Source organism: Allobosea rubneri (genome assembly GCF_032464875.1).
Lineage (GTDB): Bacteria > Pseudomonadota > Alphaproteobacteria > Rhizobiales > Beijerinckiaceae > Allobosea > Allobosea rubneri.
The window spans coordinates 125350-150733 of record NZ_JAWDID010000004.1; the positions used below are offsets into that span (position 1 = coordinate 125350).

Sequence of the window (25384 nt, forward strand, 5' to 3'; positions counted from 1 at the left end):
CGACTTCATCGCGCCTCCCGCACGCTGGCTCCGCCCCGCCTACCATGAGACCTTGACGCCGAGGCGACCGTCATAGGCGTGCGAGCGACCATCGGTCCCGACGGAGTAGCCCGCCGACGCGTAGATCGCGGTGTTGCGCGTGAGCTGCGCGTCGACACCCGCCTTCACCTCGGCCCAAGTGCCGCCGAGATCCGAGCGGAACCCGATCGGCCCCGTGGCCGACGAGAACGAGGTCTTCGGATTGCCCAGAAACTCGTTCCAAAGGCTGGCCTTCACCCATGTCGTCAGCAGGCGAGGCTTTGCGCCGTCGTCCAGCGCCCAGCTCTTCGCTACGCGCGCACCGACCCGCCCGGCGAGCGAGTCGACATCCGAGAAGCGCACCAGCGCCGCCCCGTCATGGCCCGAGCCGTTGACCAGCGTCTGGTAGATCAACTGCGCCTGCGGCTCGACGGTCCAGCCATTGCCGAGCACGATCGGATAGCCTGCCTCCAGCGAGGCCGCGAAGCCGAAGCCGTCGCGGTCGAGCTTGATCAGGCGCTTGGAATCCGCCTGCGCATCGAACCAGGTGCCCTGGACGACGCCGTCGAGATACCAACCCGCGGCTCCGAAATGCGTCCAGTAGGCACCGAGCGAGTAGCCGTCGATCGTATTCGTCCCGGCCTTGATACCATTGAAATGCCGGACATCGCCCTGGATGCGGCCGATCACCCCATAGATGCCGGCATGGTCGCGGCTGCCGTCGGCATTGACGCCTCGGTAGAGATCGAGGCCGGCCTGCAGCGCGCCGATGTCGTAGTCGAAGTTCGGGCCGTTGCGGAAAATGCCGCCCGGTCCACCATCCTGATTGCCATGCCGCCCGATGATCCGCCCCCAGCCTGCCGAGGCATAGGAGCGGCTGACATCCACAGCACTGGCCGGCAGGCGCAGGACGGTGGTGCAGCGGAAGTTGTTCTCCGGGCTGTTGCACCAGATCGTCCGCTCTTCCGTGACCGGCACGGCCTCGAGCGGCTGAAGCTCGCCGACGCGCTCATGCAGGCTGTCGATGATCGTGCGCCCGTAGATCAGCCCCATCGCCGGAAGCGCGGAATAGAGCGAAACCTCGCGGCGATAGTCGGGAACCTGAACCCGAGGCGGCTGCGGCGTCGGCTCCGGAGAAGGCGGCTGCGGCTCGGGCGGCGTCGGTGTCGGCGGGGTCGGCTCAGGCGGTGTCGGTGTGGGTGGCGTAGGTGGTATGGGCGGATCCGGCGGCGGCGTCGGCACGCTGGAGCGCAGATACCAGTTGTCGGGTCCCGTACCGTCGACGCTGCCGCGGTAGAGCGAATACTCGTAGGGGCCGGCGACGACCGGCCCGGCAAGCGAGAAGGCCCCCGAACTGGTGGTGCCGTTGTTCAGAGCCTGGACCACGAGAATGCCGTTGGCGACGGTCAGCTCGCCGGGACCCGTCGTATTGGCGACGCGCAGGGACGAGGCGCCGCTCGCCGTCCCACCATTGACCACCAGCAGGTCGGAAGGGGAGCCGTCAGCGCCGAGGAACGTATTGAGCCCCACGGAACCACCCCCACCGACGTAGTTCACGGTCGTCACCGTCTTGAAGACCCCGCCATCCGGCGCGCCGAACTGGATCAGGCTTCCCGATCCATTCGTCAGATTGGTGAGCGTGGAGTTCCCCGTCACATTCCAGGTCGAGCCGTTCTGCAGCGTCACATTGGAGGTGCTGCCGGCAGCCGTCGCTGCCGTACCGGTGAGCGTGGAGGCGTCGGCCGAGAGGTTGAGAGTGGAATTGTTGAGCGCCTGCAAGGCCAGGGGGCCGCCCACCACCGAAGATCCGGTCAGGGTCGCGTTCAAGGTTCCGCCGAGCGCCGCGATGGCCGCGCCCTGCGCTGCTCTCAAAGTGCTGCGCGCGATGGGAACATTGATCGTCCCGGCGCTGGAGCGCAGAGCGTCCGAGCCGGCTCCGAGCGCGGCCAGAGTGCTGTCGCTGATGGTCAGGCTGGCATTGCTGATCAGAACCGCGTGAGAGCCCGCGCCATTGGTCGTGATGGTCGAGCCGGCGGCAATGTCCACCGCGGCGCCCGACTGCACCAGGGCGCCATGCGCCCCTGCGCCGGTCGTCGTGATGCTGGTGCCGTTGGCGGCGATCAGGACGTTCGGCCCCGCCGTCGCATGCAGCGCGTTGCCGTTATCGGCCGTGACGGTGCTGTTGTTCAACGTGACCTGGCCGACGCTGAACGCCTGCACCGCGGTTCCGCCGCCTGTGCTGGTGACCGAGGCGCTCGACAGCGTGACCCGGCCGCCATTGACAGCCAAGACACCGCGCGTGCCGGCGGCCGTGCCAGAGATGGCGGTGCCGGTGGCGGTGATCGTCGCGGCCGCCCCGCTGGCGACGACCGCACCGCTGTTGACGCCCGAATTGGTGACGCTGCCGTTGATCATCGTCACGGTGCCATTCCCAAGCGCGGTAACGCCCGAGCTCGGCGAAACGAACGACACGCCGGATGTCGAGATGAAGCCGCCGCTGCCCGCGATCGCCGCGTAGCCGCTGGTCAACAGGGTGACCGTCGTGTCAGTCGCGGTGACGGTCGACCCGATACCTGAGGCGACGAGACCATCCGCGTTGACGCCGGAGGTCCGAATTGACGAGCCGCCGAAGATGTCGATCCGCGATCCGCTCAGGGCCTGCGCCCCAATCGCATTTGCGCCGCCGGTAATCACGGTGAGCGGGCTGAAGCTCTGGATGACGCCGCCATTGATGGCGCGCAGCCCGATCCCCGGGTCCCCGCCGGTCGTGCCGGTATCGACCGTTCCGCTGGCCGTCACGGTCACCCCGTTGGCGAGCACTTGCTGGGCGAAAGCGGGGCTCCGGGCAAGGAACCCGGCCAGGACGATCGTCGATACAGTCAAAGCCGCGGAGGCGGCCGCTCCGGCGAAACGAGGCTCAGGCCGACGTCCAAGCTTACTGTCTTCGCACCGGCCCGCGGTGTCCGCCGTCATGGCAAGCACTGCCATGCGGGAACTCGAGAGCCGAACGGCATTCTTGACAGCTCGGCGAACGTCGCGTGCCATGAGGATCTCCGGCAAACAAACATAAGTCGATGAAGAGACCTGACTAGATATTGAGTCGTTGTGGTTGTCCATTCCGGAACGGTCATCGGATCTGACCCGTCGGAAAACTATGATTAACGATTTCGATCATCGATCAGATCAGGCTGCCGCTGCGCCTAACGGGCAGAGCTCCTCGGCCAGTGCTTTGCCCTCCCCAGAGTGAAACGATCGAAGTCTACGCGGGCTCGCGCAAGAATTCGACGAGATCGAGTGCCGACCAAACCGCGCCGGCGTCGAAAAGCGTGCGTACATCATCGCACCCATTGCCAATAGCGGCGCGCCCCAGCAGCACAGGCAAAGTCACCGAAGCGCGTTCCACCCGGCGCGCGCCCCGCGCCTCAACGGCAGGTGATGAACGCGCTTGCCTTCTTGGCTCGTTCGGCGAGGTCGGCCGGATCGAGCTTTTCGCCGGGCGCGCCGGTTTCGTAGGCGATCTGATTTGCGTCGAGGAAGCTGCCGGCGAGCGAGGCCTTGACCGCGAAGTTGATGTTCTGCGGCAGGTCGCCACGTTCGGACGCCATCTTGATCGCGTCGAGCTTGGCCGAGACCACACCGACGACATTGCCGGCGCCGTCGAGCAGCGGCCCGCCGGAATTGCCGGGCTGGACCGGGGCCGAAACCTGCAGGTAACGGCTGTCGTCCTTCAGTCCGGCCAGAGCGGTGACGTTGCCGAGGGTGAAATTGCCAGCCGTCGCCAGGAGATCGCTGTGCGGGAAGCCGAAGGCCGCGATGCCCTCGCCCAGCCGCACGCTCGGGCGGATCGGCAGCGTTCGCTCGGCCGGGCCGGCGATCTTCAGCACCGCAAGATCGTTGATCGCGTCCCGGGCGAGCACCTGCGCCGGCACGCCGACCGCCCCGTCCGGTCGCACCGTGATTGTCGCGCAATCCTGGACGACATGGGCGTTGGTCAGCAGATGCCCGGCCTTCGAGACGAAGAATCCGGAACCCGAGGATGATTTCGGCTTCGGCGCTTCTTTCGGCGCAGCCGCCGGCGTCGTCGTCGGGGGAGCGGGCGGCGGCGTCCGCGGCGCATTGGCGACCTCGGCATCGCCGCCCTCCCAGGGGAAACGCACGCGCTTGGCCTCCGGAAACGGCGCGCCCGTCATGGTCGCCCAGAGCGAGCCGGAGATCACCGTCACCAGCCGGTTGCCATAGACCGGCGCGTCGTCATCCGACCACGACATGTCGAAGCCGAGGATGCCACTGCCATCGGCGTGGTAGCGGACATAGCGGCTGTAGCGCCCCTGATTGCCGGTGATGACGAAGAAATCGGGCTTCAGGGTCTTGAAGTTGATCCTGTCGCCGCTGCCCGCCATTTCCTGCAGCGTCACCGCATAGGCGCTGCCGACATCGATCGCGGCGTAGTAGTTGAACTTGAGGCGGAAACGGTTGCCGGGCTCGCGCATCTCGACGCCGGCATCGGTCTTCTTCGCCTCCAGATTGAGCCCCATCGGCACCCAGAGCTGCCGGCCGCGCGTCGGATGCGGCACCCAGCGCAGCCGCCAGCCATTCATGACCTCGGTGCCAGCCGCCAGGATGCGCTCGACCTGGGGCTTCGTCAGGATTCCGGTCGGCGCTTCGCCGCGCGAACGCTGGAACTGCCTGGTCGCCTCGAAGAGCCGGCGCGAATAGCCGATATTGGGCACGGCCGGCCAATGCCCGGCGCTGGTCAGCACCAGCTGGAACCACAGGCGGGTATCCGGCTTCAGGCCAAGGAAGGCTTCCTGCGCGGCGCGGAAATACGAATCCTGCTGCGCCTGGGCCAGCCCGGGAGAAAGCGCCCCGACGAGCACCAACGCAACCGCACGCAAACGCATCATTCCCCCGACCGCATCTCTCTCAAATCACGGTAGGGGCGGCCCGGGGCAAGTCAATCACCGGCGGCGCAAGCCCGCAGCCCGCCCAAGCAAGACGCCCGGCCTCTCGGCCGGGCGTCCATCGTTTCGGCAAGTCGGATAGAGCCTTCGCTCAGCGCGGGCACCAGTCCCAGAAGCCATGGGTGCGGGCCCGGTTGGTATAGTACCAGCAATAGCCCGAACGCGGCGGCGGCCCGGCCCAGGAGGCGGCAGCGGCCCCCGCGATGAAGCCGATCGCCGCTCCAGCCGCGACCGCGCCGCCGCGGTTCCAGTGCCGGCGCGGATGCACCACGACGATGTTGTTGCGCGAATGATGCCGGACATTCTGGCGCGGCCGATGATGCGGCGGGCGCGTCACGTGCCGGTGTTGCGGGCGGGTGTTCGGGCGATGATGCGGGCGCGTATGGGGCCGGTTATGCGCACGATTCACCTGCCCGCGGTTGACGTTCTGGCCGCCCCGGGACTGCGCCTCGGCCGGCGTGATCATGACTGGCGCCATCGGCCCGACGAAGCCACCGAACAGGGCCGCCAGCAGCACCAGGGATTTGAGTTTGAGATAACGATACAAGGCCGTCTCCTCCTCCTTGGACCAACCGCGCAGGCCCGGCAAACGAAGGCCGGTTCCGCAGCGGAACCGACATGCACCCCAATCTCTAGCCGATCTCGGCCGCCGCGCCACCCATCACCGGCCGGTCGACGACGTCAGGTCAGGCCGCGGGGCCGTCGCTCAGTCCGCCGTGCTGCTTTCCCAGGTGGCGTGCTTGACGCCGGGCACCCGCTCCAGCCGCTCGACGACCTGGTCAAGCTCCTTGCGCTCGACGGCGGTGCTGATCAGGACGGCGACGACCTCGACGGCGTCCTCGCCGCGCTCCACCGTCCTGACGTCGCGGGTCGGATACTTCGCCGCTTCGAGATGCTCGACCAGCGCCTCGCGCACCGCCGGCAGCGAGGCTTCGTTGGTCGTCAGCACGACCTCATAGGTCGCTTCCGACGCCCGCTCGTTGATCGGGATGCGATTGATCGCGTTGACCAGCGGCCGCAGCAGGGTGTTGCCGGCGAGGACGAAGAAGGTGACGAGCACGCCTTCCGCCAGCATGTCGGCACCGGTGCAGGCGCCCACCGCCGCCGCGCACCACAAGGTCGCTGCGGTGTTGAGGCCGCGGACGTTCATGCCCTCCTTCATGATCACGCCGGCACCGAGGAAGCCGATGCCGGAGACCACATAGGAGACGACGCGCACCGCCTCGTGGGCGCCCGACATCCGCATGGCAAGGTCGACGAAGGCGGCGGCACCGACCGCGACCAGCACGGTCGTGCGCAGCCCGGCGGTGCGCTGCCGATACTGGCGCTCGGCGCCGATTAGTGAGCCGAGGATGAAGGCCGCCGCGAGGCTGACCACCGAATCGAGAAAGGGATAGAGTTCGAAGGTCTGAACGAAGCGCAACCGTCTGCTCCCGCCAAGCGCGCCGGCTATAGCTGGTGCAGGATGACGGAACAATGAAAACGGCCGGGCTCGCGCCCGGCCGTCGAACTCTCAGTGCAGTCGGCTATGCCGCGTACTGACCTCAGAAGCGGTCGCTGTCGTAGCCGCGGTCCCGGTCATGATCATGGTCGCGATCGCGCCAACGGCGCGAGCCGCGATCGTCATCGCGCCGGTCGTCGTCACGGTCGCGCATGCGCCGGTGCATCTCCATCATCCGTCCGCGGGTATCAGCCATCACCTCGCGCACGGCTCGCCGCGCCACCGTCTTCTGCTCGTCGGTGAGCGTCGTCCAGAGCGGGCGGACCGCGTCGGCCATTTCCTTGGAGCGCGCGGCACGCTCGCCCTGGCGGGTCGCCATCATGTCGAGCCGCTCCATGATGTCGGCGTCGCGATAGAGCTCGCGCTGCTCGCGCATCTGCCCCATGCGCTCGCGGCGCTGCTCGGCATTGCGCTTGAGCAGCGCCTCGACCTTCTCGAAGGCCGCAACCTGCTCGGGCTTCAGCTTCAGATCGGTACGCAACTTGGCGAGGCGCTCATTGAGACGCGCCGCGGCGCGCTCGGCCTGGCGCTGACGCCATTCCTCGCGCCGGTCGCCGCGCTCGCCACGTTCGGCACGCTCGCCTTCGGCGCCGACGCGCTGCTGCGACTGCTGGCTGCCCGGAGCGGGCGGGATCGGCTGCGGCTGCGCCACCGCCAGCGTGGCAGCCAGGGCGGCAGCACCTGAAGCGGCGATGAGGGCGATGCGTTTCATGAAAAGCTCTCCGTTTTCATTCACATACGGTTCGCTGTCTCGGGTCTCGAAGCCGGCAGACGATGAGTGCAGCCTGAGCGAGACCTCCTCACGGCGCGATGGCGCGATGATGACAAGATCGTAATGTCGGAAGGACGCCCGGGCGAGCGCGAAGTTCCAGCGCGCCGGACCGGAGAGCGAGAAAGGCCGCCGCCGGTCACATCCTCGTGTCAATGGCGCCGTCGCGGCCCGTACAGGCCTCGCAGTCCCGCCCCCTCAAGGATTGCGCAACCATTCGATCCTAGGGTTCGCCATGGCCCTGAGGCGACGAACGCGCCCCCGGCCCGCGGCGTCTGCCGGCGCCGGCTCTCCGGCTTGGAGGCACGATGCGCGAACTGCTCTTCGGTCTCATCGTCGGTCCGCTGATGGCGCTGGCGCTCCTGCTCCTGGTCGGCCAGCCGGTCGAAGGTCGACCGGTGGTCGCCCTGTTCCCGCCCGGTTCCGGCGAAAGCCGGATGATCGCCGCCATCGCCGCTGCCGGCGGCGCCGTCCTGGCGCTGAGTTCCAGCCGTCCTGTCTCGATCAGCACGGCCGAGACGACGGACTATGCCGGCAGGCTCTACGCCGCTGGCGCCTGGCTCGTGCTCGACGCCAGCCTGGCCAAGCTCTGCGTGGATGTCCGCACGGTTTCAGGGAGCAGCCGATGAATCTGGTCGAACAGTTCCGCCGGCGCTTCGGCTATCTGCTCACCACCCTCCTCTGGCTCCAATTCTTGCTGATCGCGGCCTGCGTCCAGGCTTTCGGCCTGCCGGGCTCGAATCTTGCGCTCGGCTCGCTCACCCTCGCAGCGATCCCGACCATTCTCTGGCGGATGCGCGGACCGGACTGGCTGACGCGCCAGGTCAGCTCGCTCGCGCTCGTCGGTCAGGTCATGCTGCTGGTCTACGTCACCGCGGGCCATCCCTATCAGCCCGACATCCATATGGCGTTCTTCGCCGCGCTCGCGATCGCCGCCGGCTGGCTCGACTGGCGCATCTTCATCACCACCGCGGTCGCGATCGCGGTGCATCACGCCGGCCTGAACCTGATCTATCCCGAAGGCGTCTTTCCCGGCGGCAGTGACGGCCGCCGCGTCATGCTCCATGCCGTGATCGTGGTTGCGCAGAACGGCGCCCTGATCTGGATCGTGATCACGCTGCGGGCCGCCTTCATCAACGCGGAAGCGGAAAGCGAGCGTGCGAATGCGGCGCGCCGCGTCGCCGAGCAGGCCGAGCGCGATCTTGCCCGGACGACGCTGCAGGCGGCGCTCGAACGGCAGGCGCTGGTGCTGGAAATCGCCGATGACCTAGAAGTGGAGGTTGCCGGCATCGCCGGCGAGGTCTTTGCCTCCGTCGAGCCGCTGCGCATGGCCGCTTCCCAGATGTCCGAAGGCGCGCGCCGGGTGCAGGAAGGCGCGCATGCCGCGGCGGCCTCCTCCGACCACGCCTCCTCGGCCGTCGCTGCGGCGACCATCGCCACCAGCGGGCTCGCCAGCGCGATCGGCGAGATCCGCGAGCAGGTCGGCGCCACGAGCCGGGTCGTCGAGTTCACCACAAGCAGCGCCCACAACGTGCTGAGCACCGTCCACCATCTCTCGCTGAAGGCGGAGGATATCGGGCAGATCGTCCAGCTGATCTCGACCATTGCCGAGCGCACCAATCTTCTCGCCCTCAACGCCTCGATCGAGGCGGCGCGCTTCGGCGTGCAGGGCCAGGGCTTCGCGGTGGTGGCGCAGGAGGTCAAGGCGCTCGCCAGCCAGACCTCGCAGGCGACGGCCGACATCCAGAAAAGGATCGCCGCCATCCACTTGTCCGGCTCCGAAGCCGTGCGCGCGATCGAGGTGATGGGCGGCTCGATCAATTCGCTGAACGACGTCTCGGCTTCGGTCGCCGCCGCTATCGTCCAGCAGGACCAGGCCACGGCCGGCATCGCCGAGAACATCGGCAGCACGGCCCGGGATGCCGAGATCGCCTCGGACACGATCCGCCGCGTCATGGGCATTGCCAACGAGACGGGTTCCGCCGCCGGTAGTGTTTCCGAGGCTGCGGAGAAGCTCGCTGCGCAGGCGGCGCAGCTCGACAGCCAGGTCCGCACCTTCCTGCAACGGATCCGCCAGGCGGCCTGAAACGCCGTCAACACCGGCCGGGGCAAGGGCAGAACGGCGGGAGGGCTCGCGCCCTCCCGCCGTCTTCAGCGGTTGTCGGTCTGCGCGCGGACGGCGAGCCGTCCTTGCCGCGAGATCCGGTAGGGCCCGCCCTCACGCGATTCGATCAGCCGCTTTCGCTTGAGCGCAGCGAAGACGGCGAGCGTGCAATCGCTCAGGACGTAGCCTTCATGGGTGAAGCAGTCGATGTGGTGGATGCGGCCATTGTCGCCGCGAAGATGGCGGATCTGTCCGCCACGGGCCAGCACGTGCAGCACGCGCTGCTCGCCCCGCGAAACGTTCATGATGATAGAGCCTGTGCATGGAACCATGACAAGCGCCGCGGCGAAAGCCGACCCTGTGGTCTGGATCTCTCACCCGGCGCTGGATCAGGTTTCGCCTCAGCGAAACCTCACCGGGTTCCCGCACTCTCCAACACGATGCCCTCTCGCATGTTTCGCGGACGCAGCTCGCGTCCGGGGAGAAGGCGTTTAGCCCCCTGCTCCACAAGGGTCAACGCCGGCAGTACGGGCGCACGGGCACGAAGCCGTTTCGCGCGGGGTCGCGGATGCGCTATGGAGCTGCCATGTCGACCGATGATTTCCTCGCGCGCTTCGGCTCCCCCGGCCAGCGCCAGCCCGACCCCGTCGCCGCCGCGCAGCAGGCGATGCGCAACCCCTTGCCGAAGCGCTTCTACGAGAAGGCCGAGTCGCTGGAGCGCGACGGCCTCTTCCATGTCGCCCTCGACGGCCGCACCGCCCGCACCCCGGCCCGCAAGCCGCTGGCGGTCGCCTCGCACGCCGTCGCGCAGGCGCTCGCCGCCGAATGGCAGGCGCAGAAGGGCGAGATCGACCCGGCCCGCATGCCGATGACCCGGCTGGTCAATTCGGCGCTCGACGGCGTCGCCGACCAGCATGAGGCGGTTCGCGCCGAGATCGTCCGCTATGCCGGGAGCGATGCGCTCTGCTACCGCGCCGGCGAGCCGCGCGAACTGGTGGAGCGCCAGGACCAGATCTGGAACCCGCTGATCACCGCGCTGGAATCCCGCATCGGCGGCCGCTTCGTCATGGCCCAGGGCGTTGTCTTCGCCGAGCAGCCGCAGGCCGTGCTCGACGCCGTGGCCAAGCGCGTCGCGGCGATCCCCGCTCCCGTCGCCCTCGCCGGCGCCCACAACGTCATGACCCTGACCGGCTCGACCATCCTGACGCTCGCTCTCGCCGAAGGCCTTATCGACGCCGAAGCCGCCTGGGCCGCCGCCCATCTCGACGAGGACTACCAGATCGGGATCTGGGGCCAGGACGAGGAAGCGGCCGAGCGCCGGGTGCTCAGACGCAAGGAATACGACGCAGCCGTGCTGCTGCTGATGCAGGGCTAGAGCCGATGCAGCCGGGCGCGCCAAAAGCCGATAGCCCGGCCGAGTACCTCGCCCAGCTCGATGGCTGGCGCCTCGCGACGGTCGAGGCCCTGCGCAAGGCGGCGATGGCCGCCGCTCCGCTCGAAGAGCGGATCAAATGGACGCATCTGGTCTATTTCGCGAACGGCCCCGTGCTTCTGATCCGCGCCGAAGCCGCGCGCGTGCTCTTCGGCTTCTGGCGCGGCAAGCGGTTGCGCCATATCGAGCCGCGCCTGAAGCCAGGCGGCAAGTTCGAGCTCGCAACCATGGTCCTGCGCGAAGGCGATAGCGTCGATGCGGCCATCGCAACGAGGCTCGTCCAGGCCGCGGTCGCGCTCAATCGCGAGCTCGGCGATCCCAGCAAGCCGAGCGCGTGATCGGGTGGCGCCTGAGCCGAGCCTTATGCCATGACGCCCATCAACCTGCCAGGATCGGATAGAGCGAAGCGGCGAGCAGCAGCGCCATCACGATGTTGAAGACGCGTTGGCGCGTCGGATCGGCGAGAAGGCCGCGCAGCAGCGTGCCGCCGATCGCCCAGACGGCGATGCAGGGCCCGTTGACCAGGGCGTAGACGATCACCACGAGCGTGAGGTTGAGGAAATAGCCCTCGGTCGGCGTGTAGGCCGCGACCGCCCCGACTGCCATGATCCAGGCCTTGGGATTGACCCATTGGAAGGCCGCAGCGGCCGGGAAGCTGAGCGGTGGCGCCGCCTCGGCCCCCGGCTCCAGCGGCGCCGAGCGCGCGATCTTCCAGGCGAGATAGAGCAGATAGGCACTGCCGCCATAGCGCAGGACATCGTGCAGGGCTGGCATGGCGGTAAAGAGGCCGCCCAGCCCGAGCCCGACCGCCAGGACGAGCCCGCAGAAGCCGAGATTGATCCCGAACAGCAACGGCAGGCTGGCGCGAAAGCCGTGATTGGCGCCGGAGGCCAGCAGCAGCGTGTTGTTCGGCCCGGGCGTGATCGAGGTCACGAAGGCATAGCCGATGAAGGCGAGCAGGAGTTGCAGGGTCATGTCCGGTCCGGTGCTTGGCAACGTCGGAACCGGAGATTGCTCAGGTGACACTTTTTGCCTAGACTAAAAAGTGTATCGTGACACAATTTCGAGGCGACATGCTGCTGGCATCACCCTGGACGCCCCGGCTGACGGATGGCGCTGGCTCGCCCGGCGAGCGGCTGGTCGAGGCTCTTGCCCGTGACATCGCCGACGGCTCGCTGCCGCCGGGCTCCCGCCTGCCAGCTCACCGGCCCCTCGCCTGGCAACTCGGCATCGGCCTCGGCACCGTGACCAAGGCCTATGCCCAGCTCGAACGCCGTGGCCTCGTCCGCAGCGTCCGCGGCCGCGGCATGTTCGTCGCCGGCATCACGCAGGCAGCGAGCCGCATGGTCGACCTCAGCATCAACGTGCCGCCGCAAGCGCTCAGCGACCGGCTGCTCGCCGCCTGCCTTGCCGACCTCGCAAGGCGGCTCGACGCCGACAGTTTTGGTGCCTATGCCGCGCCCGCCGGCCGTCTCGAGCACCGCGCCCTGCTGGCCCGCTGGCTGGCGCAGACCGGCGTGCCTGCCGCGCCGGAGCGCCTGCTGATCTGCAATGGCGCCCAGCATGCGCTCGCCATCGCGCTGGCGATCACCTGCGGGCCGGACACCGAATTGTTGACCGAGGCGCTGAGCTATCCCGGCGCCATCGCCCTCGCCCGCCGGCGCGGATTGCGGCTGACCGGGCTCGCAATCGACGAGCAAGGCCTCGTGCCGCAGGCGCTCGAACGCGCCTTGCATCGGGCGCAAGCGGCAGGACGGCGCGCCGTGCTCTATGTCACGCCGACCCTGCACAACCCGACCACGGCGACGATGGGCGAGGCGCGGCGCCGCGAGATCGCGCGTCTCTGCCGCGCCCATGACGCGATGATCGTCGAGGACGACATCCATGCCGCCCTGGCCGAGCCCGGCACGATCCCGATCGCCAGCCTCGCGCCGGAGCGGACCCTGCATGTCTTCGGCCTGTCGAAGGTCCTGAGCCCGGGACTGCGCATCGGCTCCCTGCTCGTCCCCGAGGCATGGCTCGAACCGGCCCTCGCCGAACTCGCGGCGACCTGCACCACCGCGCCCCTGCTCTCCTGCCTGATCATGGAACGCTGGCTGGCCGACGGCACTGCCGCCTCGGTCTCGCGCTCGATCCGCGACGAGGCCGGCCGTCGGGTCGCGCTGGCGCGCGCCGCCCTTCCGCCCGAGGTCGCCATCAGGTCGGGCAACGGCTTCCATCTCTGGCTGCCGATGGCGCCGGACCGCGCCCGGGCGCTGCCGGCGCGCGCCGCCGCCTCGGGCATTCTCCTGCCCGCCCCGGAGGCCTTCCTGGCCGATGCGCAGGCGCCGGCCAGCGGCGTCAGGCTCAGCCTCGGCGGGCCCGGGATCGACGCGCTCGCCGGCGCGCTCGCCGACCTGCGCGCCCTGCTCCTCGACGGCGGCGGTGCTGCGACCCGCGTCATCCCGTGATCGGCCGGGCCGCGCAGCGGGCGCCGCGCGCAAGCCGTTTGCGCCGCGATGGACTTCGCCTGCATCGCCGCTTAAGCCGGAAGAAGGACCCTTAGAGATCGCGCCGGGAGGTTTCTCCATGAAGGATGTGCTCGAACAGCTCGAAACCCGCCGCGCGGGAGCCCGTCTTGGTGGCGGCGAGCGTCGGATTTCGGCGCAGCACGGCCGCGGCAAGCTGACGGCGCGCGAGCGGATCGAGCTTCTGCTCGACAAGGACTCCTTCGAGGAGTTCGACATGTTCGTGCAGCATCGCTGCGTCGATTTCGGCATGGAAAAGGCCGAGAAGATCCCCGGCGACGGCGTCGTCACCGGCTGGGGCACGGTCAATGGCCGCACCGTCTTCGTCTTCTCCAAGGATTTCACCGTCTTCGGCGGCTCGCTCTCCGAGACCCACGCCCAGAAGATCATCAAGATCCAGGACATGGCGCTGAAGATGCGCGCCCCGATCGTCGGCCTGTTCGATGCCGGCGGCGCCCGCATCCAGGAGGGCGTCGCGGCGCTCGGCGGCTATGGCGAGGTCTTCAAGCGCAATGTCCAGGCGTCGGGCGTGATCCCGCAGATCTCGGTGATCATGGGCCCCTGCGCCGGCGGCGACGTCTATTCGCCGGCGATGACCGACTTCATCTTCATGGTCCGCGACACCTCCTACATGTTCGTCACCGGCCCGGAGGTGGTGAAGACCGTCACCAACGAGACGGTGACCGCCGAGGAGCTCGGCGGCGCCAGGGTCCATACCTCCAAATCCTCGGTCGCCGACGGCTCCTTCGAGAACGATGTCGAGGCGCTCCTGCAGGTGCGCCGGCTGATCGACTTCCTGCCGGCCAACAACACGGCGGGCGTGCCGGAATGGCCGTCCTTCGACGTGCCGGACCGGGTCGACACCAGCCTCGACACGCTGGTGCCGGACAATCCGAACAAGCCCTACGACATCAAGGAGCTGATCCTGAAGACGCTCGACGAGGGCGATTTCTTCGAGATCCAGGAGGCCTACGCCAAGAACATCGTCACCGGCTTCGGGCGGATCGAGGGCCGCACGGTCGGGGTCGTCGCCAACCAGCCGATGGTGCTGGCCGGGGTGCTCGATGCCGACGCCTCGCGCAAGGCGGCACGCTTCGTGCGCTATTGCGACGCTTTCGAGATCCCGATCGTCACCTTCGTCGACGTTCCCGGCTTCCTGCCGGGCACGGCGCAGGAGTATGGCGGGCTGATCAAGCACGGCGCCAAGCTGCTCTTCGCCTATTCAGAATGCACGGTGCCGCTGGTCACGGTGATCACGCGAAAGGCCTTCGGCGGCGCCTATGACGTGATGGCGTCGAAGCATATCGGCGCCGACGTCAACTATGCCTGGCCGAGCGCCCAGATCGCGGTGATGGGCGCCAAGGGCGCGGTCGAGATCATCTTCCGGGGCATGGACGCGGATGGCATCGCCGCCAAGACGAAAGAGTACGAGGACCGCTTCATGAGCCCGTTCGTCGCGGCCGAGCGCGGTTATGTCGACGAGGTGATCATGCCGCACTCGACCCGCCGCCGCATTGCAAGGGCCCTCGCCATGCTCCGCACCAAGAGCCTCGAGCGACCCTGGCGCAAACACGACAATATCCCACTGTGAGCGGGGCGAACTGTGTGGCGCGGCGCGCACGGCCCCACACGCCTCCGTCAAGTATTTAATTAGAACAATTCTGAAGTAATTCCACGTCATTGCTGCGGCATTGCAGCACGCTTGCGCATTTCGGTCATCGGCTTATTGAGCATGGCGTCCCCCATGTCTGGCGCCAGCAAGCATTGCCCCGTTTCACGACCATCGCCGTCTTTGCCGCCACGCTCGCTTTGTGGTGGCTCGCCAGCCGTCTCGGCTGGGTCAGCGCCTTCCTGCTGCCCGGGCCCGGCACGGTCGCGGAAACGCTGGGCGAGTTGATCGCCTCGGGCGAGCTCGTGCGCCACACGCTCGTCAGCCTGAGGCGCGTCGCGCTCGGCTATCTCCTCGCCATCGCCTTCGCCGTGCCGCTCGCCTTGCTCTTCGTGCTGAGCCGCCGGCTGCGCGCGCTCTTCGAACCGCTGCTCGAATTCCTGCGTCAGATCCCGCCGCTGGCGCTGATGCCGCTCTTGATGCTCTGGCTCGGCATCGGCGAGACCCAGAAGGTCGGGATCATCATCCTCTCCTGCTTCTTCCCGATCTTCCTCGGCGTGCGCGGCGGCTTCGACTCGGTCGATCGCAAGCTGATCGATGTCGGCACGGTTTGCGGCTTCTCGCGGCCGGAGATCATGCTGCGCATCGTGCTGCCCTCGGCCCTGCCGGCGATCGTCGTCGGCCTTCGGATCGGCCTCGGCTATAGCTGGCGCGCGCTCGTGGGCGCCGAGCTGATCGCCTCCTCGGCCGGGCTCGGCTACATGATCGTCGACGCCGAGAACCTCGCCCGCACCGACATCGTGCTCGCCGGCATCCTCGTGATCGGCGTGCTCGGCCTCCTCGCCGACCATCTGCTGCGCCTTGCCATACGCCGCAGCGCGCCCTGGCTCTCCGGCGATCTGGAGATGGCCCGTGCTTGAGCTTTCCGGCATCGGCCGGCGCTACCGCGTCGGCTCAGGCGAGGTCACGGCCCTCGCCGATATCGACCTTTCCTTTCCCGCCGGCTCGTTCACGACGCTGGTCGGCCGCAGCGGCTGCGGCAAGACCACGCTGCTGCGCATCCTCGCCGGCCTCGAACGGCCGAGCGAGGGCGAGATCCGGCGCGGCGACGACGGCAGGCTGCGCACCGCCGTCGTCTTCCAGGAAGCGAGGCTGATGCCCTGGCTCGACGTTGCCGCGAATGTCGGCTTCGGGCTGCGGGGCCGGGTCCCGCGCACCGTCGCCGCCGAGCGCTGCGCCGCCGCGATCGAACTCGTCGGCCTCTCGGCCTTCGCCGGTGCGATGCCGGCGCAGCTTTCGGGCGGCATGGCGCAGCGTGTCGCCATCGCCCGCGCCCTCGTGCAGGAACCCGATCTGCTCCTGCTCGACGAGCCCTTCGCCGCGCTCGACGCCTTCACCCGCCGGACCATGCAGAACGAGCTCGTCGCGATCTGGCAGCGGCGGCGCCCAACCATCGTCTTCGTCACCCATGACGTCGAGGAAGCCGTCCTGCTCGGCGAGCGCGCCCTCGAAATGCAGGGCGGCCGCATCGTCGGCAGCGAGGAGATCGCCCTGCCCTATCCGCGCGATCCGACCGACCCCGACGTCAACCTCCACCGCCGGACGATCCTTTCCCGGCTGATGAAGACGCCCACGCCCGCCGCGGCCTGAACTCGCTTTCCAAGGAGACCACCATGAAGAAGCCCCTCGCCTATCTCGGCCTCGCACTCGCGCTGCTCCTGCCCGCCGCTCACCTCCAGGCGCAGACCGCCGACAAGCCCAAGGCCGACCAGCCCAAGACCGTGCGCATCACCTATGTCACCGCGCCCTTCAATGTGCCCTCGATCGTGATGCGCGAGAAGGGCTTCCTCGACGAGGCCTTCGCAGCCAAGGGCATCAAGGTCGAGAACCCCGTCATCACCTCCGGCGCGCAGCAGACCCAGGCCATCGCCGCCGGCGAGATCGACATCGCCAGCGTGCTCGGCGGCACCTCCGCCATCCTCGCTGCCGCGAACGGCGTGCCGCTCAAGGTCGTCGCCGCCTATGCCCGCTCGCCGAAAGCCTATTTCCTGATGACCCGCGCCGACGGCCCGGCCAAGCTCGCCGACCTCAAGGGCAAGAAGATCGCCGGCCCCAAGGGCACGGTGCTGAACCAGCTCCTCGTCGCCGCCCTCGCCTCGCAGAACCTGAAGCTCAGCGATGTCGAGTACATCAACATGGACCTGCCGGCCGCGCGCGCCGCGCTGCTCGCCGGCCAGGTCGACGTCGCGACGCTCGCCGGCGCCAATGTCACCCAGGTCGAGAAGGCCGGCGGCCGCGCCTTGACCAGCGGCGAGGGCCTGATCAAGCCGACCACGGTGATCGGCGCCAACGCCGCCTTTCTCGAGAAGCACCCCGATCTCGTCGCCGCCTATTTCGCCGCCCATCACAAGGCGCTCGACTTCATGGCGAAGAACCCGGAGGAGGCGCTGGCGATCGCCGCCAAGGAGCAGAAGATCACGATCGAGGACGCCCGCGCCCAGCTGCCGCTCTACGACTTCGCCCCGGCGATGACCGATGCCGACGTCGCCAACCTCACCGAGGACCAGGCGTTCATGATCGAGGCCGGCATGCTGCCGAAGGCCAAGGCGATCGACCTCAAGGCGACGCTGATCGCCCCCTCCGCCTTCACCCTGCGCTGATCACATCGGGGCGTTCGCCACCCGGCGGACGCCCGCCCCTCCCGCCGGCGGCCGAAACCATGAAGCTCTCGCTCCTCGATCCTCTCGTCGTGCCCAAGGGCCAGACCTCCGGCGGCGCCCTGCGCACCGCGATCGCTATGGCGAAGGAGGTCGAGCGCCTCGGCTTCCTCCGCTACTGGATCGTCGAGCATCACGACGTCGCCTTCGAGGCCAACCCGGCCCCCGAAGTCTTCGCCGCCGCGCTCGCCGGCGCGACCTCAACGATCCGCATCGGCGTCGGCGGCGTGCTGCTCAACCATTACAGCCCCTACAAGGTCGCCGAGGCGCTGCGGACGCTCAGCGCGCTCTTTCCTGGGCGCATCGATGTCGGCATCGGCCGCGCCACCGCCGGCCCCCTCGCCGACCGCGCGCTGAAGCGGCTGCGCGACGCCGAGATCCCCGACGACCATGCGGCGAATGTCGAGGAGCTGATCGGCTGGCTCGGCAACGACCTGCCGGAAACCTCGCCCTTCCATGCGATCGGCATCATGCGCGACGAGCCGGCCGGCCCCCTGCCCTGGATCCTCGCGGTCAGCGAAGGCAGTGCGCGCCGCGCCGCCGAGCTCGGCCTCGGCCTCGCTTGCAGCGCCTTCCACCAGCCCGAGCAGGCGCCGCACTCCTATGCCGCCTATCAGTCGGCCTTCCGGCCCTCGCGCCATGCCGCCGGCATCGCCGCGCCGCAGACCTTCATCGCCGTGCGCGCCATCATTGGGGAAACGCAGGAGGAGGCCGAGCGCCTCGCCATGCCGGTCCGCGCCGTCTTCCGCCAGCGCCGCAAGCCGGAGCGGATCATGCTCGAGCGCCTGCCCGAGCTCGACGAGGCGATCGCGATCATGGGCGGCATGGTACCGGCCGACGAGACCGACTGGCCGACCTTCATCGTCGGCACGCCGGAGCGCGTTGCCGGCAGGCTGCGTCGCATGGCGGCACTCACCGGCGCCGAAGAGTTCATGATCCAGGACTTCCTCGACGATCCCGCGCTCAGGCTGCGCAATTACGAGCTGCTGCTGCGCGCGTTGAATTGAGCGCCCGAGAAGTCTTCAGCTCCAGCGCCTGAACACCACGCTGGCGTTGACGCCGCCGAAGCCAAAACCGTTCGAGATGGCGTGCTCCATTGCGAGTGGCCGGGCCGTCTTCGCCACCAGATCGAGCCCGGCCGCTTCCTCGTCCGGGTTGTCCAGGTTGAGCGTCGGCGGAGCGATCTGGTCACGCAAAGCGAGGATGGTAAAGACCGCCTCCAGTCCGCCGGCCGCGCCAAGCAGATGACCGGTCGCCGCCTTGGTCGCGCTGATCGCGATGCCGCCCTCGCTGCCGAACGCCGCCTTGATCGCGGCGAGCTCGCCGCGGTCGCCGACCGGCGTCGAGGTCGAGTGGGCGTTGAGGTGCGCGACATCGCCGGGCTTCAGGCCTGCCTGCCTCAATGCCGTTTCCATCGCCCGGCGCGCTCCCGATCCATCTTCGGGGCCGGAGGTGATGTGGTAGGCGTCGGCGCTGGTGCCGTAGCCGGTGAGCTCGGCGAGGATGGTCGCGCCGCGCGCCTGCGCGTGCTCAAGCGCCTCGATCACCAGGATCCCGGCGCCTTCGCCCATGACGAAGCCGTCGCGGTCGCGATCGAAGGGGCGCGAGGCCTTTGCCGGCTCGTCGTTGAAACCGGTCGACAGCGCGCGCGCTGCGGCAAACCCGCCGAGCGCGACGAGATCGACGCAGGCCTCGCTACCACCGCAGAGCGCGATATCGGCCTCGCCGGCCCGGATCATCCGCGCCGCATCGCCGATCGCCTGCACGCCGGCGGCGCAGGCGGTGACCGGCGCGCCGATCGGGCCCTTGAAGCCATGGTCGATCGAAACATGGCCGGCGGCGAGATTGACCAGGAAGGACGGGATCGTGAAAGGCGAGAGCCGGCGCACGCCGCGCAGGTCGGTGGTCCGCACCGCCTCGGCGATGGCCGGGAAGCCGCCGATACCCGAGGCGATCACCGTCGCGGTGCGCTCGCGCTCGGTCTCGCTCTGCGGCTGCCAGCCAGCCTGCGCCAGCGCCCCCTTGGCGGCGACCAGCGCGAACTGGATGAAACGGTCCATCTTGCGCTGGTCCTTCGGCGCGATCGCGACATCGGGATCGAAGCCGCCCTCGTTGTCCTCAGCCTTGCTCGGGACGACGCCTGCAACCTTGGCCGGCAAGGTCTCGGCGATCGCGTCGGGCAGGCGGCGCAGGCCAGAGCGGCCGGCGAGCAGGCGCTGCCAGGCGAGTTCGGTGCCGCAGCCCAGGGGCGAGACGACGCCCAGTCCGGTGACGACGATGCGACGCATAGAAAGCTCCTAACTCGGTTTGGCTCGGGTGGCTGCTTCGCGCGCTGCAACGAAGGCAAGGCGCTCGCGCATGCCGGTGCTGGCCTGCGGACCGGCGATGACCGTGACGCTGTCGACAGTGACAGGTTGCAAGGTCGCAGCAGCGACGGTGATCGGGACGATCGGCTCTTCGCTTCCACGCTCGGCCAGCTGCAGCGAGGCGCCCTCGGGCGCGAGATGCCGGTTGGCATAGCCGATCAGCGCGGCGACGACCGGGAAGAAGTCCCGGCCCTTCTCGGTCAGGATGTATTCGTAGCGCTTCGGCCGCGCATTATAGAGCCGCCGTTCGAATAACCCGCTCTCGACGAGATGCTTCAGCCGGCGCGCCAGCATGTTCGGCGCGATACCGCGGCTGCGCTCGAACTCATCGAAGCGGGTCAGCCCCTGCAGCGCATCGCACAGGATCAGGATGCTCCACCACTCGCCGACCGTTTCGACCGCGCGGGCGCAGGGGCATTCGGTGAGCGGAGCGAGCTTGGGCTGCATGGCCCAGATTCGCTACCGCAGTCACTATCTTTTTGCAAGTTATGACTTCACGCAGGGCTTGTGCCCGCTTCAGTCCAGCGTGCTCCTGAACCGCAGCAGCGCGATTCCGGCATAGAGCGGCACGAAGACCGAGAGGTAGAAGACCTCCGCGCCAATGTCGCCAAGATTGGCTCCCTTCAGCATGATCGCCCTGATGACGCGCAGGAAATGGGTCAGCGGGAAGATCTCGCCGAGCCACTGCGCCCAGAGCGGCATGCCGGCGAAGGGGAACATGAAACCGGAGAGCAGCAGCGAGGGCAGGAAGAAGAAGAAGGTCAGCTGCATCGCCTGGAGCTGCGTGCGCGCCATGGTCGAGATCGTGTAGCCGAGCAGCACCAGCGCCAGCACGAAGATCAGCACGCAGGCGAGCAACAGGGCGAGGCTGCCGAGGAAAGGCACGCCGAAGAGCAGTTTTGCGGCGGACAGCACGACCGCGACCTGGACGCTGCCGACGGCGAGATAGGGCAGCACCTTGCCGAGCATGATCTCGCCCGGCGTCGCCGGCATGGCGAGCAGGTTCTCCATGGTGCCGCGCTCGATCTCGCGGGTCAGCGCCATCGCCGTCATCATCACCATGGTCATCTGCAGGATGACCCCGAGCAGGCCGGGCACGATGTTGTACTGGGTGATCCCCTCCGGATTGTAGCGCCGGTGCACGACGAAGGAGAGCGCGCTCTCGCTCTGCTGCAGGGCGATCTCCTCGGTGCCTAGCGCCCGGGTCAGCGCCCGGGCGGCGATGGTCTGCAGGGCGCCGACAGCATTGCTCGAGGCGGAAGGGTCGGTCGCATCGGCCTCGACCAGGATGCGCGGCTCGTCGCCACGCTCAACCCGCATGCCGAAATCGCTGGGAATGGTGACGAGGAAGGAGATCGCCCCGCGCGCCATCAGGCTCTCGGCCTCGGCCGCGCTCTCCGGCCGCCTGACGAAACGGTAATAGCCGGAGACCTCCAGCGCCGCGACGACCGACCGGGTGTAGCGATCCTGCCCCAGCGCCAGAACGGCGGCCGGCAGCCCTTTGGGATCGTTGTTGATCGCATAGCCGAACAGCAGGAGCTGGATGATCGGCACCACCAGCATCATCGCGAAGGTGATGCGGTCGCGCCGCATCTGCACGAATTCCTTGGCGAGCATGGCGCCGAGCCGCCCGCCGGAACGTGCGAGCGCGCTCATGCCGCCCTCCCCTCCGCCTGCGCCCGGGCCATGAACTGGATGAAGACATCCTCCAGGCTGGTCGCACCCGGCTCGATGCTGAGGCCGGGGCGCTCCTTCAGATGCGCCAGCGCCGCTTCCAGCTTGCCCCTGTCGGTACCGACGACATGCAAGGTCGCCCCGAAAGGTGCGACCTGCTCGACGCCGTCCGCCTGCGCGAGCGCCGCGATCTCGGCCGGCTTCAGCGCACCGTGGACGACATAGGTCGAGAGGCCGGAGCCGCGCACCACCTCGTCGACCGTCCCGGTCGCCAGCATGCGGCCATAGGCGATGTAGCCGATGCGGTGGCAGCGCTCGGCCTCGTCCATGTAATGGGTCGAGACCAGCACGGTCAGCCCCTCCCCGGCAAGCCGGTGGATCTCGTCCCAGAACTCGCGCCGCGCCTTGGGATCAACGCCGGCGGTCGGCTCGTCGAGCAGCAGCAGTTTCGGCTCGTGCATGATGCAGGCGGCGAGCGCGAGCCGCTGCTTCCAGCCGCCCGAGAGCGTGCCCGCGAGCTGGTCCTTGCGCGAGGTCAGGCCGAGACCGTCGAGCGTCCTCGCGACGGCCTCTCCGAAGGGCTTCAGCCCGTAGAGCCTGGCAACGAAGGTCAGGTTCTCCTCGATCGTCAGATCCTCGTAGAACGAGAACTTCTGCGTCATGTAGCCGACATTGAGCTTGATCTGCGCACTCTGGCTGCGGACGTCGAAGCCGAGCACCGTGCCCTCGCCGGCATCGGGCGTCAGCAGCCCGCAGATCAGCCGGATCGTCGTGGTCTTGCCCGAGCCGTTCGGACCGAGGAAGCCGACGATCTCGCCCCGGCGGACGGTCAGGTCGACATTGTCGACCACCGTGCGCGAGCCGAAGCGCTTGGTCAGGCCGCGCACGGCGATGACGTCCTCGGCGCTCATCGCCGGCCCTGCAGCACCACGTCGACGATCTGGCCGGGCTGCAGCCGGGCGGCCGGGCCGGCCTCGGGCCGCGCCTCGACGAGATAGACCAGCTTCTGCCGGGTATCGGCGGAGTAGATCACGGGCGGCGTGAACTCCGGCTCCTGCGAGACATAGGAGACCGTGGCGGCAAGCCCCGGCGGGCAGCCATTGCAGCGCACATCGAGCCGGTTGCCGACCATCGTGCCCGAAAGCAGCGCCTCCGGCACATAGAGCATCAGCTTGACCGCCCCGTCGGGCAGCATCGTCAGCACCGGCGCGGCCGGGCCAGCGAGCTCCCCGGGATGGCGCACGAGATCGGTGACGATGCCGGCGGCCGGCGCGGTGAGCCGGCGCTGCGACAGGCGCCATTTCGCCTGGTCGAGCGCGGCCTGCGCCTGCGCCACCTGATTCTGGGCGGCCTTGATCTCCTCGTCCCGCGCCGCCAGCCGTGCCACGGCGAGATTGGCGGCGCTCTGGCGGACATTCGCCGCCGCGACATCGCGCGCGGTCTGGGCCTGGTCGAGATCGGCCTGGGTCGAGACCCCGCGCCGGAACAAGTCCTGGCGGCGCTCCAGGGCCCGGTCGGCCTCGCGATGCTGGGCTTCGGCCGAGGCGGCATTCGCCTCGATCACCGCGATCTCCTCGGGACGCTTGCCGCTGAGCAGATTGGCGAGCTGGGCGCGGACCTGCACCAGGCGCGCTTCGCTCTCGGTGACGGCGTTCTGCGCATCGTCGGCCTGCAGTTCGGCGACGATCGCGCCCGGCGTCACCCGCTCGCCGCGCCGGACAGCGACGCGTTCGATCCGGGCCGTGTCGATCGGCCCGAGCCGGACATACTCGCCCTCGACATAGCCGACGATGCGCGTCGTCGGCGGCGCGCAGATGCCGAGCGAGGCGGCGATGGCGAAGGAGCAGATGAAGCCGAGGATCATGACGCTTCCCCCCTGCATGCGAGGATGCTGGCGCGAACCGAACGCCGGATCGTTTCGCCGATCAGGCGCGCCTCGTCGGGGCCGATTCCGTCCCAGCCGAGCCGCCGCGTGACCGCCGGCCGCGCGATGCGGAAATAGAAGACCTGGCCGATCGCCGCGAAGACCGCGAGCTTCGTCTCCGGCGCCTCCGGCTCCATGCCGGTCGCCGCCGCCCAGACCTGGCAGGCCCGGCGGTGCACGGGCTCGAACAGCCCGCCATAGAGCGCCTCGAAGGCCTGACTCGGCGTCAGCATCTCGCGCACGACGAAGCGGGCGACGACCTCGCTCTCCGGCACCGTCGTCAGAAAGGCGACGACCCGGTCGATCAGGGCGAGCAGCTGCTCGGCTGCCGCGTCGCGATCGCTGACATCGAGCGCCATCGAGACGGCCGGCGCGCCACCTGCCAGCACGCCCTGCATGCGGGCGATGATCGCCTCGGCGCAGGCCTTCCTGAGCCCGTCCTTGCCGCCGAAATGATAGGCGATGCCGGCACTGTTGACGCCGGCCGCCTGCGCGATCTCGCGTGTGGAGGTCGCGTCGAAGCCGTTACGCCCGAACAGGTCGAGCCCGGCCCGGATCAGCGCCAGCCGCGTGCCCTCCGCATCCTTGATGATGGATGAGCGTGCCATAGCGGGAGCATATCACCACACCTCATTTCAATCAATCGATTGATTGAAATGAGGTGCTGATGAGCACCATCCGGCGCTCACTCTCAAGATCACCGAGCCTAAAAGCGTCGGCGCCGATCACCGGGTTCGGCGCAGCCTCATTGCACCCCGACTTTCTCCCTTGGACCTGCCTTGCAGCCCCAAGCCTCAGTGGCCGAAGGATGACGCTTACAAAGCTGCGGACCAATGGCTGTAAACTCGCCCTTAACCTCGATCGTTCATTTCGCTGGACTAGTAGTGAACTAGCGCGGGCTGCACCTGCTGCGGCGCAGGGTGGCAGATTCATGCGGCTGATCGTCGGCACAATCATCGTCTTTGCTTGCGTCTTCGGCGGCTACGCGGCGATGGGCGGCAAACTCCTCGTCCTTTGGCAGCCGTTCGAGTTCGTTATCATCCTCGGTGCAGCGATGGGTGCCTTCATCATCGGCAACACCGGGCCGGTGCTCAAGTCCGTCCCCACCATGCTTGGTACGCTCGTGAAGGGCCCCAAGTACAATCGGGAGGCCTATGTCGAACTGCTGGCGATGCAGTATTCCCTGTACAGGCTTGTAAAGCAGAAGGGCATGCTCGCGGTCGAACAGCATATCGAAGATCCGAGCGAGTCGGCGCTGTTCAACGCCTTCCCGACTTTTGCAGAGAACCATCATGCGGTCGAGTTCGTCTGCGACTACATGCGCATGTTGACGATGGGCGCCGACAACGTCCACGAGATCGACGCTCTCATGGATGAGGAACTGGAGACGCACCACCAGGAGCAGGAGCGTCTTGTTGCGGCCATGCAGTCGATCGCCGACGGAACGCCAGCGCTCGGCATCGTCGCCGCCGTGCTCGGCGTGATCAAAACGATGGGGTCGATCACCGAGCCGCCGGAGGTGCTGGGACATCTGATCGGCGGCGCGCTCGTGGGCACCTTCTTCGGCGTCTTCGTCGCCTACGGCTTCTTCGGGCCCATGGCGCAGTCGCTCAAGAGCATCTTCGAGGCGGAATCCAAGTACTACCTTTCGCTCAAGGCGGGCCTTCTCGCCCATATCAGCGGCCAGCCGCCGGTGATGGCGGTAGAATTTGCCCGCAAGGCTCTGATGAGCGACGTCCGCCCGACCTTCAGCGAAGTGGAAGCGGCAACCGCCGATCTGCCTGCCAACATCTGACCCAATC

Annotated in this window: 25 protein-coding genes; 12 read left to right on the forward strand and 13 right to left on the reverse strand. The window is 68.2% G+C overall.

Annotated elements, in window-relative coordinates; genetic code table 11:
* Nucleotides 1-39: 39 nt before the first annotated feature.
* From RKE40_RS04675 to RKE40_RS04695, 5 genes are all read right to left on the reverse strand, one after another.
* The gene (locus tag RKE40_RS04675) at nucleotides 40-2817 is read right to left on the reverse strand and encodes an autotransporter family protein (protein ID WP_316017070.1); all 2778 of its coding nucleotides are present in this window, start codon (nucleotides 2815-2817) and stop codon (nucleotides 40-42) included.
* A 623-nt stretch (nucleotides 2818-3440) separates the two neighbouring features.
* Entirely contained in the window at nucleotides 3441-4922 is a 1482-nt protein-coding gene (locus RKE40_RS04680) for a S1C family serine protease (RefSeq protein WP_316017071.1), read from the reverse strand.
* 148 nt (nucleotides 4923-5070) lie between these two features.
* Nucleotides 5071-5526: a hypothetical protein gene (locus tag RKE40_RS04685; RefSeq protein ID WP_316017072.1), complete on the reverse strand. Its 456-nt coding sequence runs from the start codon at nucleotides 5524-5526 to the stop codon at nucleotides 5071-5073.
* 159 nt (nucleotides 5527-5685) lie between these two features.
* Nucleotides 5686-6402 (reverse strand): MgtC/SapB family protein, encoded by a 717-nt coding sequence (locus RKE40_RS04690; RefSeq protein WP_316017073.1) that lies wholly within the window; start codon nucleotides 6400-6402, stop codon nucleotides 5686-5688.
* Nucleotides 6403-6523: 121 nt separating this feature from the next.
* Nucleotides 6524-7192 carry a Spy/CpxP family protein refolding chaperone gene (locus RKE40_RS04695; RefSeq protein ID WP_316017074.1) on the reverse strand — a complete coding sequence of 223 codons (669 nt, stop codon included), beginning with the start codon at nucleotides 7190-7192 and terminating at the stop codon, nucleotides 6524-6526.
* Between the two features lie 212 nt (nucleotides 7193-7404).
* Between RKE40_RS04695 and RKE40_RS29750 the strand changes: the two genes are divergently transcribed.
* The 3 genes from RKE40_RS29750 (at nucleotide 7405) to RKE40_RS04705 (ending at nucleotide 9335) form a co-directional block, all read left to right on the forward strand.
* Nucleotides 7405-7476 (forward strand): EspF repeat-containing protein, encoded by a 72-nt coding sequence (locus RKE40_RS29750; RefSeq protein ID WP_390893231.1) that lies wholly within the window; start codon nucleotides 7405-7407, stop codon nucleotides 7474-7476.
* Between the two features lie 81 nt (nucleotides 7477-7557).
* Entirely contained in the window at nucleotides 7558-7878 is a 321-nt protein-coding gene (locus RKE40_RS04700) for a hypothetical protein (RefSeq protein ID WP_316017075.1), read from the forward strand.
* Nucleotides 7875-9335 (forward strand): methyl-accepting chemotaxis protein, encoded by a 1461-nt coding sequence (locus RKE40_RS04705; RefSeq protein WP_316017076.1) that lies wholly within the window; start codon nucleotides 7875-7877, stop codon nucleotides 9333-9335. Before RKE40_RS04700 ends, RKE40_RS04705 begins: the two co-directional genes overlap by 4 nt.
* Before the next feature lie 65 nt (nucleotides 9336-9400).
* Here RKE40_RS04705 and RKE40_RS04710 read toward each other — a convergent pair whose 3' ends face one another.
* Entirely contained in the window at nucleotides 9401-9658 is a 258-nt protein-coding gene (locus RKE40_RS04710) for a YjhX family toxin (RefSeq protein WP_316017077.1), read from the reverse strand.
* A 281-nt stretch (nucleotides 9659-9939) separates the two neighbouring features.
* Here RKE40_RS04710 and RKE40_RS04715 point away from each other — a divergent pair, with 281 nt between their 5' ends.
* On the forward strand, nucleotides 9940-10728 hold the full coding sequence (locus RKE40_RS04715; protein WP_316017078.1) for an ATP12 family chaperone protein: 789 nt from the start codon (nucleotides 9940-9942) through the stop codon (nucleotides 10726-10728).
* A 5-nt stretch (nucleotides 10729-10733) separates the two neighbouring features.
* Nucleotides 10734-11123: a DUF1801 domain-containing protein gene (locus RKE40_RS04720; protein WP_316017079.1), complete on the forward strand. Its 390-nt coding sequence runs from the start codon at nucleotides 10734-10736 to the stop codon at nucleotides 11121-11123.
* Between the two features lie 40 nt (nucleotides 11124-11163).
* Here the strand turns inward: RKE40_RS04720 and RKE40_RS04725 are convergent, their stop codons facing one another.
* Entirely contained in the window at nucleotides 11164-11760 is a 597-nt protein-coding gene (locus tag RKE40_RS04725) for a LysE family translocator (RefSeq protein WP_316017080.1), read from the reverse strand.
* 98 nt (nucleotides 11761-11858) lie between these two features.
* Between RKE40_RS04725 and RKE40_RS04730 the strand changes: the two genes are divergently transcribed.
* From RKE40_RS04730 to RKE40_RS04755, 6 genes are all read left to right on the forward strand, one after another.
* Nucleotides 11859-13235, forward strand: coding sequence for an aminotransferase-like domain-containing protein (locus tag RKE40_RS04730; RefSeq protein ID WP_316017081.1), 1377 nt, complete (start codon nucleotides 11859-11861; stop codon nucleotides 13233-13235).
* A 118-nt stretch (nucleotides 13236-13353) separates the two neighbouring features.
* A complete protein-coding gene (locus RKE40_RS04735; RefSeq protein WP_316017082.1) occupies nucleotides 13354-14883 on the forward strand; it encodes an acyl-CoA carboxylase subunit beta in 1530 nt (509 codons plus the stop codon).
* Nucleotides 14884-15056: 173 nt separating this feature from the next.
* Nucleotides 15057-15821, forward strand: a complete 765-nt coding sequence (locus tag RKE40_RS04740; protein ID WP_316017083.1) for an ABC transporter permease — start codon at nucleotides 15057-15059, stop codon at nucleotides 15819-15821.
* Nucleotides 15814-16551 carry an ABC transporter ATP-binding protein gene (locus tag RKE40_RS04745; protein ID WP_316017084.1) on the forward strand — a complete coding sequence of 246 codons (738 nt, stop codon included), beginning with the start codon at nucleotides 15814-15816 and terminating at the stop codon, nucleotides 16549-16551. The genes RKE40_RS04740 and RKE40_RS04745 overlap by 8 nt, the downstream gene beginning before the upstream one ends.
* 23 nt (nucleotides 16552-16574) lie before the next feature.
* Nucleotides 16575-17561, forward strand: coding sequence for an ABC transporter substrate-binding protein (locus RKE40_RS04750; protein ID WP_316017085.1), 987 nt, complete (start codon nucleotides 16575-16577; stop codon nucleotides 17559-17561).
* 59 nt (nucleotides 17562-17620) lie between these two features.
* On the forward strand, nucleotides 17621-18625 hold the full coding sequence (locus RKE40_RS04755) for an MsnO8 family LLM class oxidoreductase (RefSeq protein ID WP_316017086.1): 1005 nt from the start codon (nucleotides 17621-17623) through the stop codon (nucleotides 18623-18625).
* A gap of 15 nt (nucleotides 18626-18640) precedes the next feature.
* Here RKE40_RS04755 and fabF read toward each other — a convergent pair whose 3' ends face one another.
* The 6 genes from fabF to RKE40_RS04785 form a co-directional block, all read right to left on the reverse strand.
* The gene (gene fabF / locus RKE40_RS04760) at nucleotides 18641-19906 is read right to left on the reverse strand and encodes a beta-ketoacyl-ACP synthase II (RefSeq protein ID WP_316017087.1); all 1266 of its coding nucleotides are present in this window, start codon (nucleotides 19904-19906) and stop codon (nucleotides 18641-18643) included.
* A 9-nt stretch (nucleotides 19907-19915) separates the two neighbouring features.
* Entirely contained in the window at nucleotides 19916-20431 is a 516-nt protein-coding gene (locus tag RKE40_RS04765; RefSeq protein WP_316017088.1) for a winged helix-turn-helix transcriptional regulator, read from the reverse strand.
* A 69-nt stretch (nucleotides 20432-20500) separates the two neighbouring features.
* Nucleotides 20501-21640 carry an ABC transporter permease gene (locus RKE40_RS04770; protein ID WP_316017089.1) on the reverse strand — a complete coding sequence of 380 codons (1140 nt, stop codon included), beginning with the start codon at nucleotides 21638-21640 and terminating at the stop codon, nucleotides 20501-20503.
* The gene (locus RKE40_RS04775) at nucleotides 21637-22569 is read right to left on the reverse strand and encodes an ABC transporter ATP-binding protein (protein ID WP_316017090.1); all 933 of its coding nucleotides are present in this window, start codon (nucleotides 22567-22569) and stop codon (nucleotides 21637-21639) included. Before RKE40_RS04775 ends, RKE40_RS04770 begins: the two co-directional genes overlap by 4 nt.
* Nucleotides 22566-23522, reverse strand: coding sequence for an HlyD family secretion protein (locus RKE40_RS04780; protein WP_316017091.1), 957 nt, complete (start codon nucleotides 23520-23522; stop codon nucleotides 22566-22568). The genes RKE40_RS04775 and RKE40_RS04780 overlap by 4 nt, the downstream gene beginning before the upstream one ends.
* A complete protein-coding gene (locus tag RKE40_RS04785; RefSeq protein ID WP_316017092.1) occupies nucleotides 23519-24190 on the reverse strand; it encodes a CerR family C-terminal domain-containing protein in 672 nt (223 codons plus the stop codon). The genes RKE40_RS04780 and RKE40_RS04785 overlap by 4 nt, the downstream gene beginning before the upstream one ends.
* Before the next feature lie 323 nt (nucleotides 24191-24513).
* On the opposite strand from RKE40_RS04785, the gene motA reads away from it, so the two are divergent.
* Entirely contained in the window at nucleotides 24514-25377 is an 864-nt protein-coding gene (gene motA, locus RKE40_RS04790) for a flagellar motor stator protein MotA (protein ID WP_066479978.1), read from the forward strand.
* Nucleotides 25378-25384: the final 7 nt, after the last annotated feature.

Excerpts from the sequence above, each read along its gene's own strand:
- RKE40_RS04765 (WP_316017088.1), bottom strand. The coding sequence starts at position 20,431 with ATGCAGCCCAAGCTCGCTCCGCTCACCGAATGCCCCTGCGCCCGCGCG.
- RKE40_RS04775 (WP_316017090.1), bottom strand. The coding sequence starts at position 22,569 with ATGAGCGCCGAGGACGTCATCGCCGTGCGCGGCCTGACCAAGCGCTTC.
- RKE40_RS04785 (WP_316017092.1), bottom strand. The coding sequence starts at position 24,190 with ATGGCACGCTCATCCATCATCAAGGATGCGGAGGGCACGCGGCTGGCG.
- RKE40_RS04720 (WP_316017079.1), top strand. The coding sequence starts at position 10,734 with ATGCAGCCGGGCGCGCCAAAAGCCGATAGCCCGGCCGAGTACCTCGCC.
- RKE40_RS04750 (WP_316017085.1), top strand. The coding sequence starts at position 16,575 with ATGAAGAAGCCCCTCGCCTATCTCGGCCTCGCACTCGCGCTGCTCCTG.
- RKE40_RS04735 (WP_316017082.1), top strand. The coding sequence starts at position 13,354 with ATGAAGGATGTGCTCGAACAGCTCGAAACCCGCCGCGCGGGAGCCCGT.
- fabF (WP_316017087.1), bottom strand. The coding sequence starts at position 19,906 with ATGCGTCGCATCGTCGTCACCGGACTGGGCGTCGTCTCGCCCCTGGGC.
- RKE40_RS04710 (WP_316017077.1), bottom strand. The coding sequence starts at position 9,658 with ATGAACGTTTCGCGGGGCGAGCAGCGCGTGCTGCACGTGCTGGCCCGT.
- RKE40_RS04725 (WP_316017080.1), bottom strand. The coding sequence starts at position 11,760 with ATGACCCTGCAACTCCTGCTCGCCTTCATCGGCTATGCCTTCGTGACC.
- RKE40_RS04730 (WP_316017081.1), top strand. The coding sequence starts at position 11,859 with ATGCTGCTGGCATCACCCTGGACGCCCCGGCTGACGGATGGCGCTGGC.
- motA (WP_066479978.1), top strand. The coding sequence starts at position 24,514 with ATGCGGCTGATCGTCGGCACAATCATCGTCTTTGCTTGCGTCTTCGGC.
- RKE40_RS04770 (WP_316017089.1), bottom strand. The coding sequence starts at position 21,640 with ATGAGCGCGCTCGCACGTTCCGGCGGGCGGCTCGGCGCCATGCTCGCC.
- RKE40_RS04755 (WP_316017086.1), top strand. The coding sequence starts at position 17,621 with ATGAAGCTCTCGCTCCTCGATCCTCTCGTCGTGCCCAAGGGCCAGACC.
- RKE40_RS04715 (WP_316017078.1), top strand. The coding sequence starts at position 9,940 with ATGTCGACCGATGATTTCCTCGCGCGCTTCGGCTCCCCCGGCCAGCGC.
- RKE40_RS04680 (WP_316017071.1), bottom strand. The coding sequence starts at position 4,922 with ATGATGCGTTTGCGTGCGGTTGCGTTGGTGCTCGTCGGGGCGCTTTCT.
- RKE40_RS04695 (WP_316017074.1), bottom strand. The coding sequence starts at position 7,192 with ATGAAACGCATCGCCCTCATCGCCGCTTCAGGTGCTGCCGCCCTGGCT.
- RKE40_RS04700 (WP_316017075.1), top strand. The coding sequence starts at position 7,558 with ATGCGCGAACTGCTCTTCGGTCTCATCGTCGGTCCGCTGATGGCGCTG.
- RKE40_RS04780 (WP_316017091.1), bottom strand. The coding sequence starts at position 23,522 with ATGATCCTCGGCTTCATCTGCTCCTTCGCCATCGCCGCCTCGCTCGGC.
- RKE40_RS04705 (WP_316017076.1), top strand. The coding sequence starts at position 7,875 with ATGAATCTGGTCGAACAGTTCCGCCGGCGCTTCGGCTATCTGCTCACC.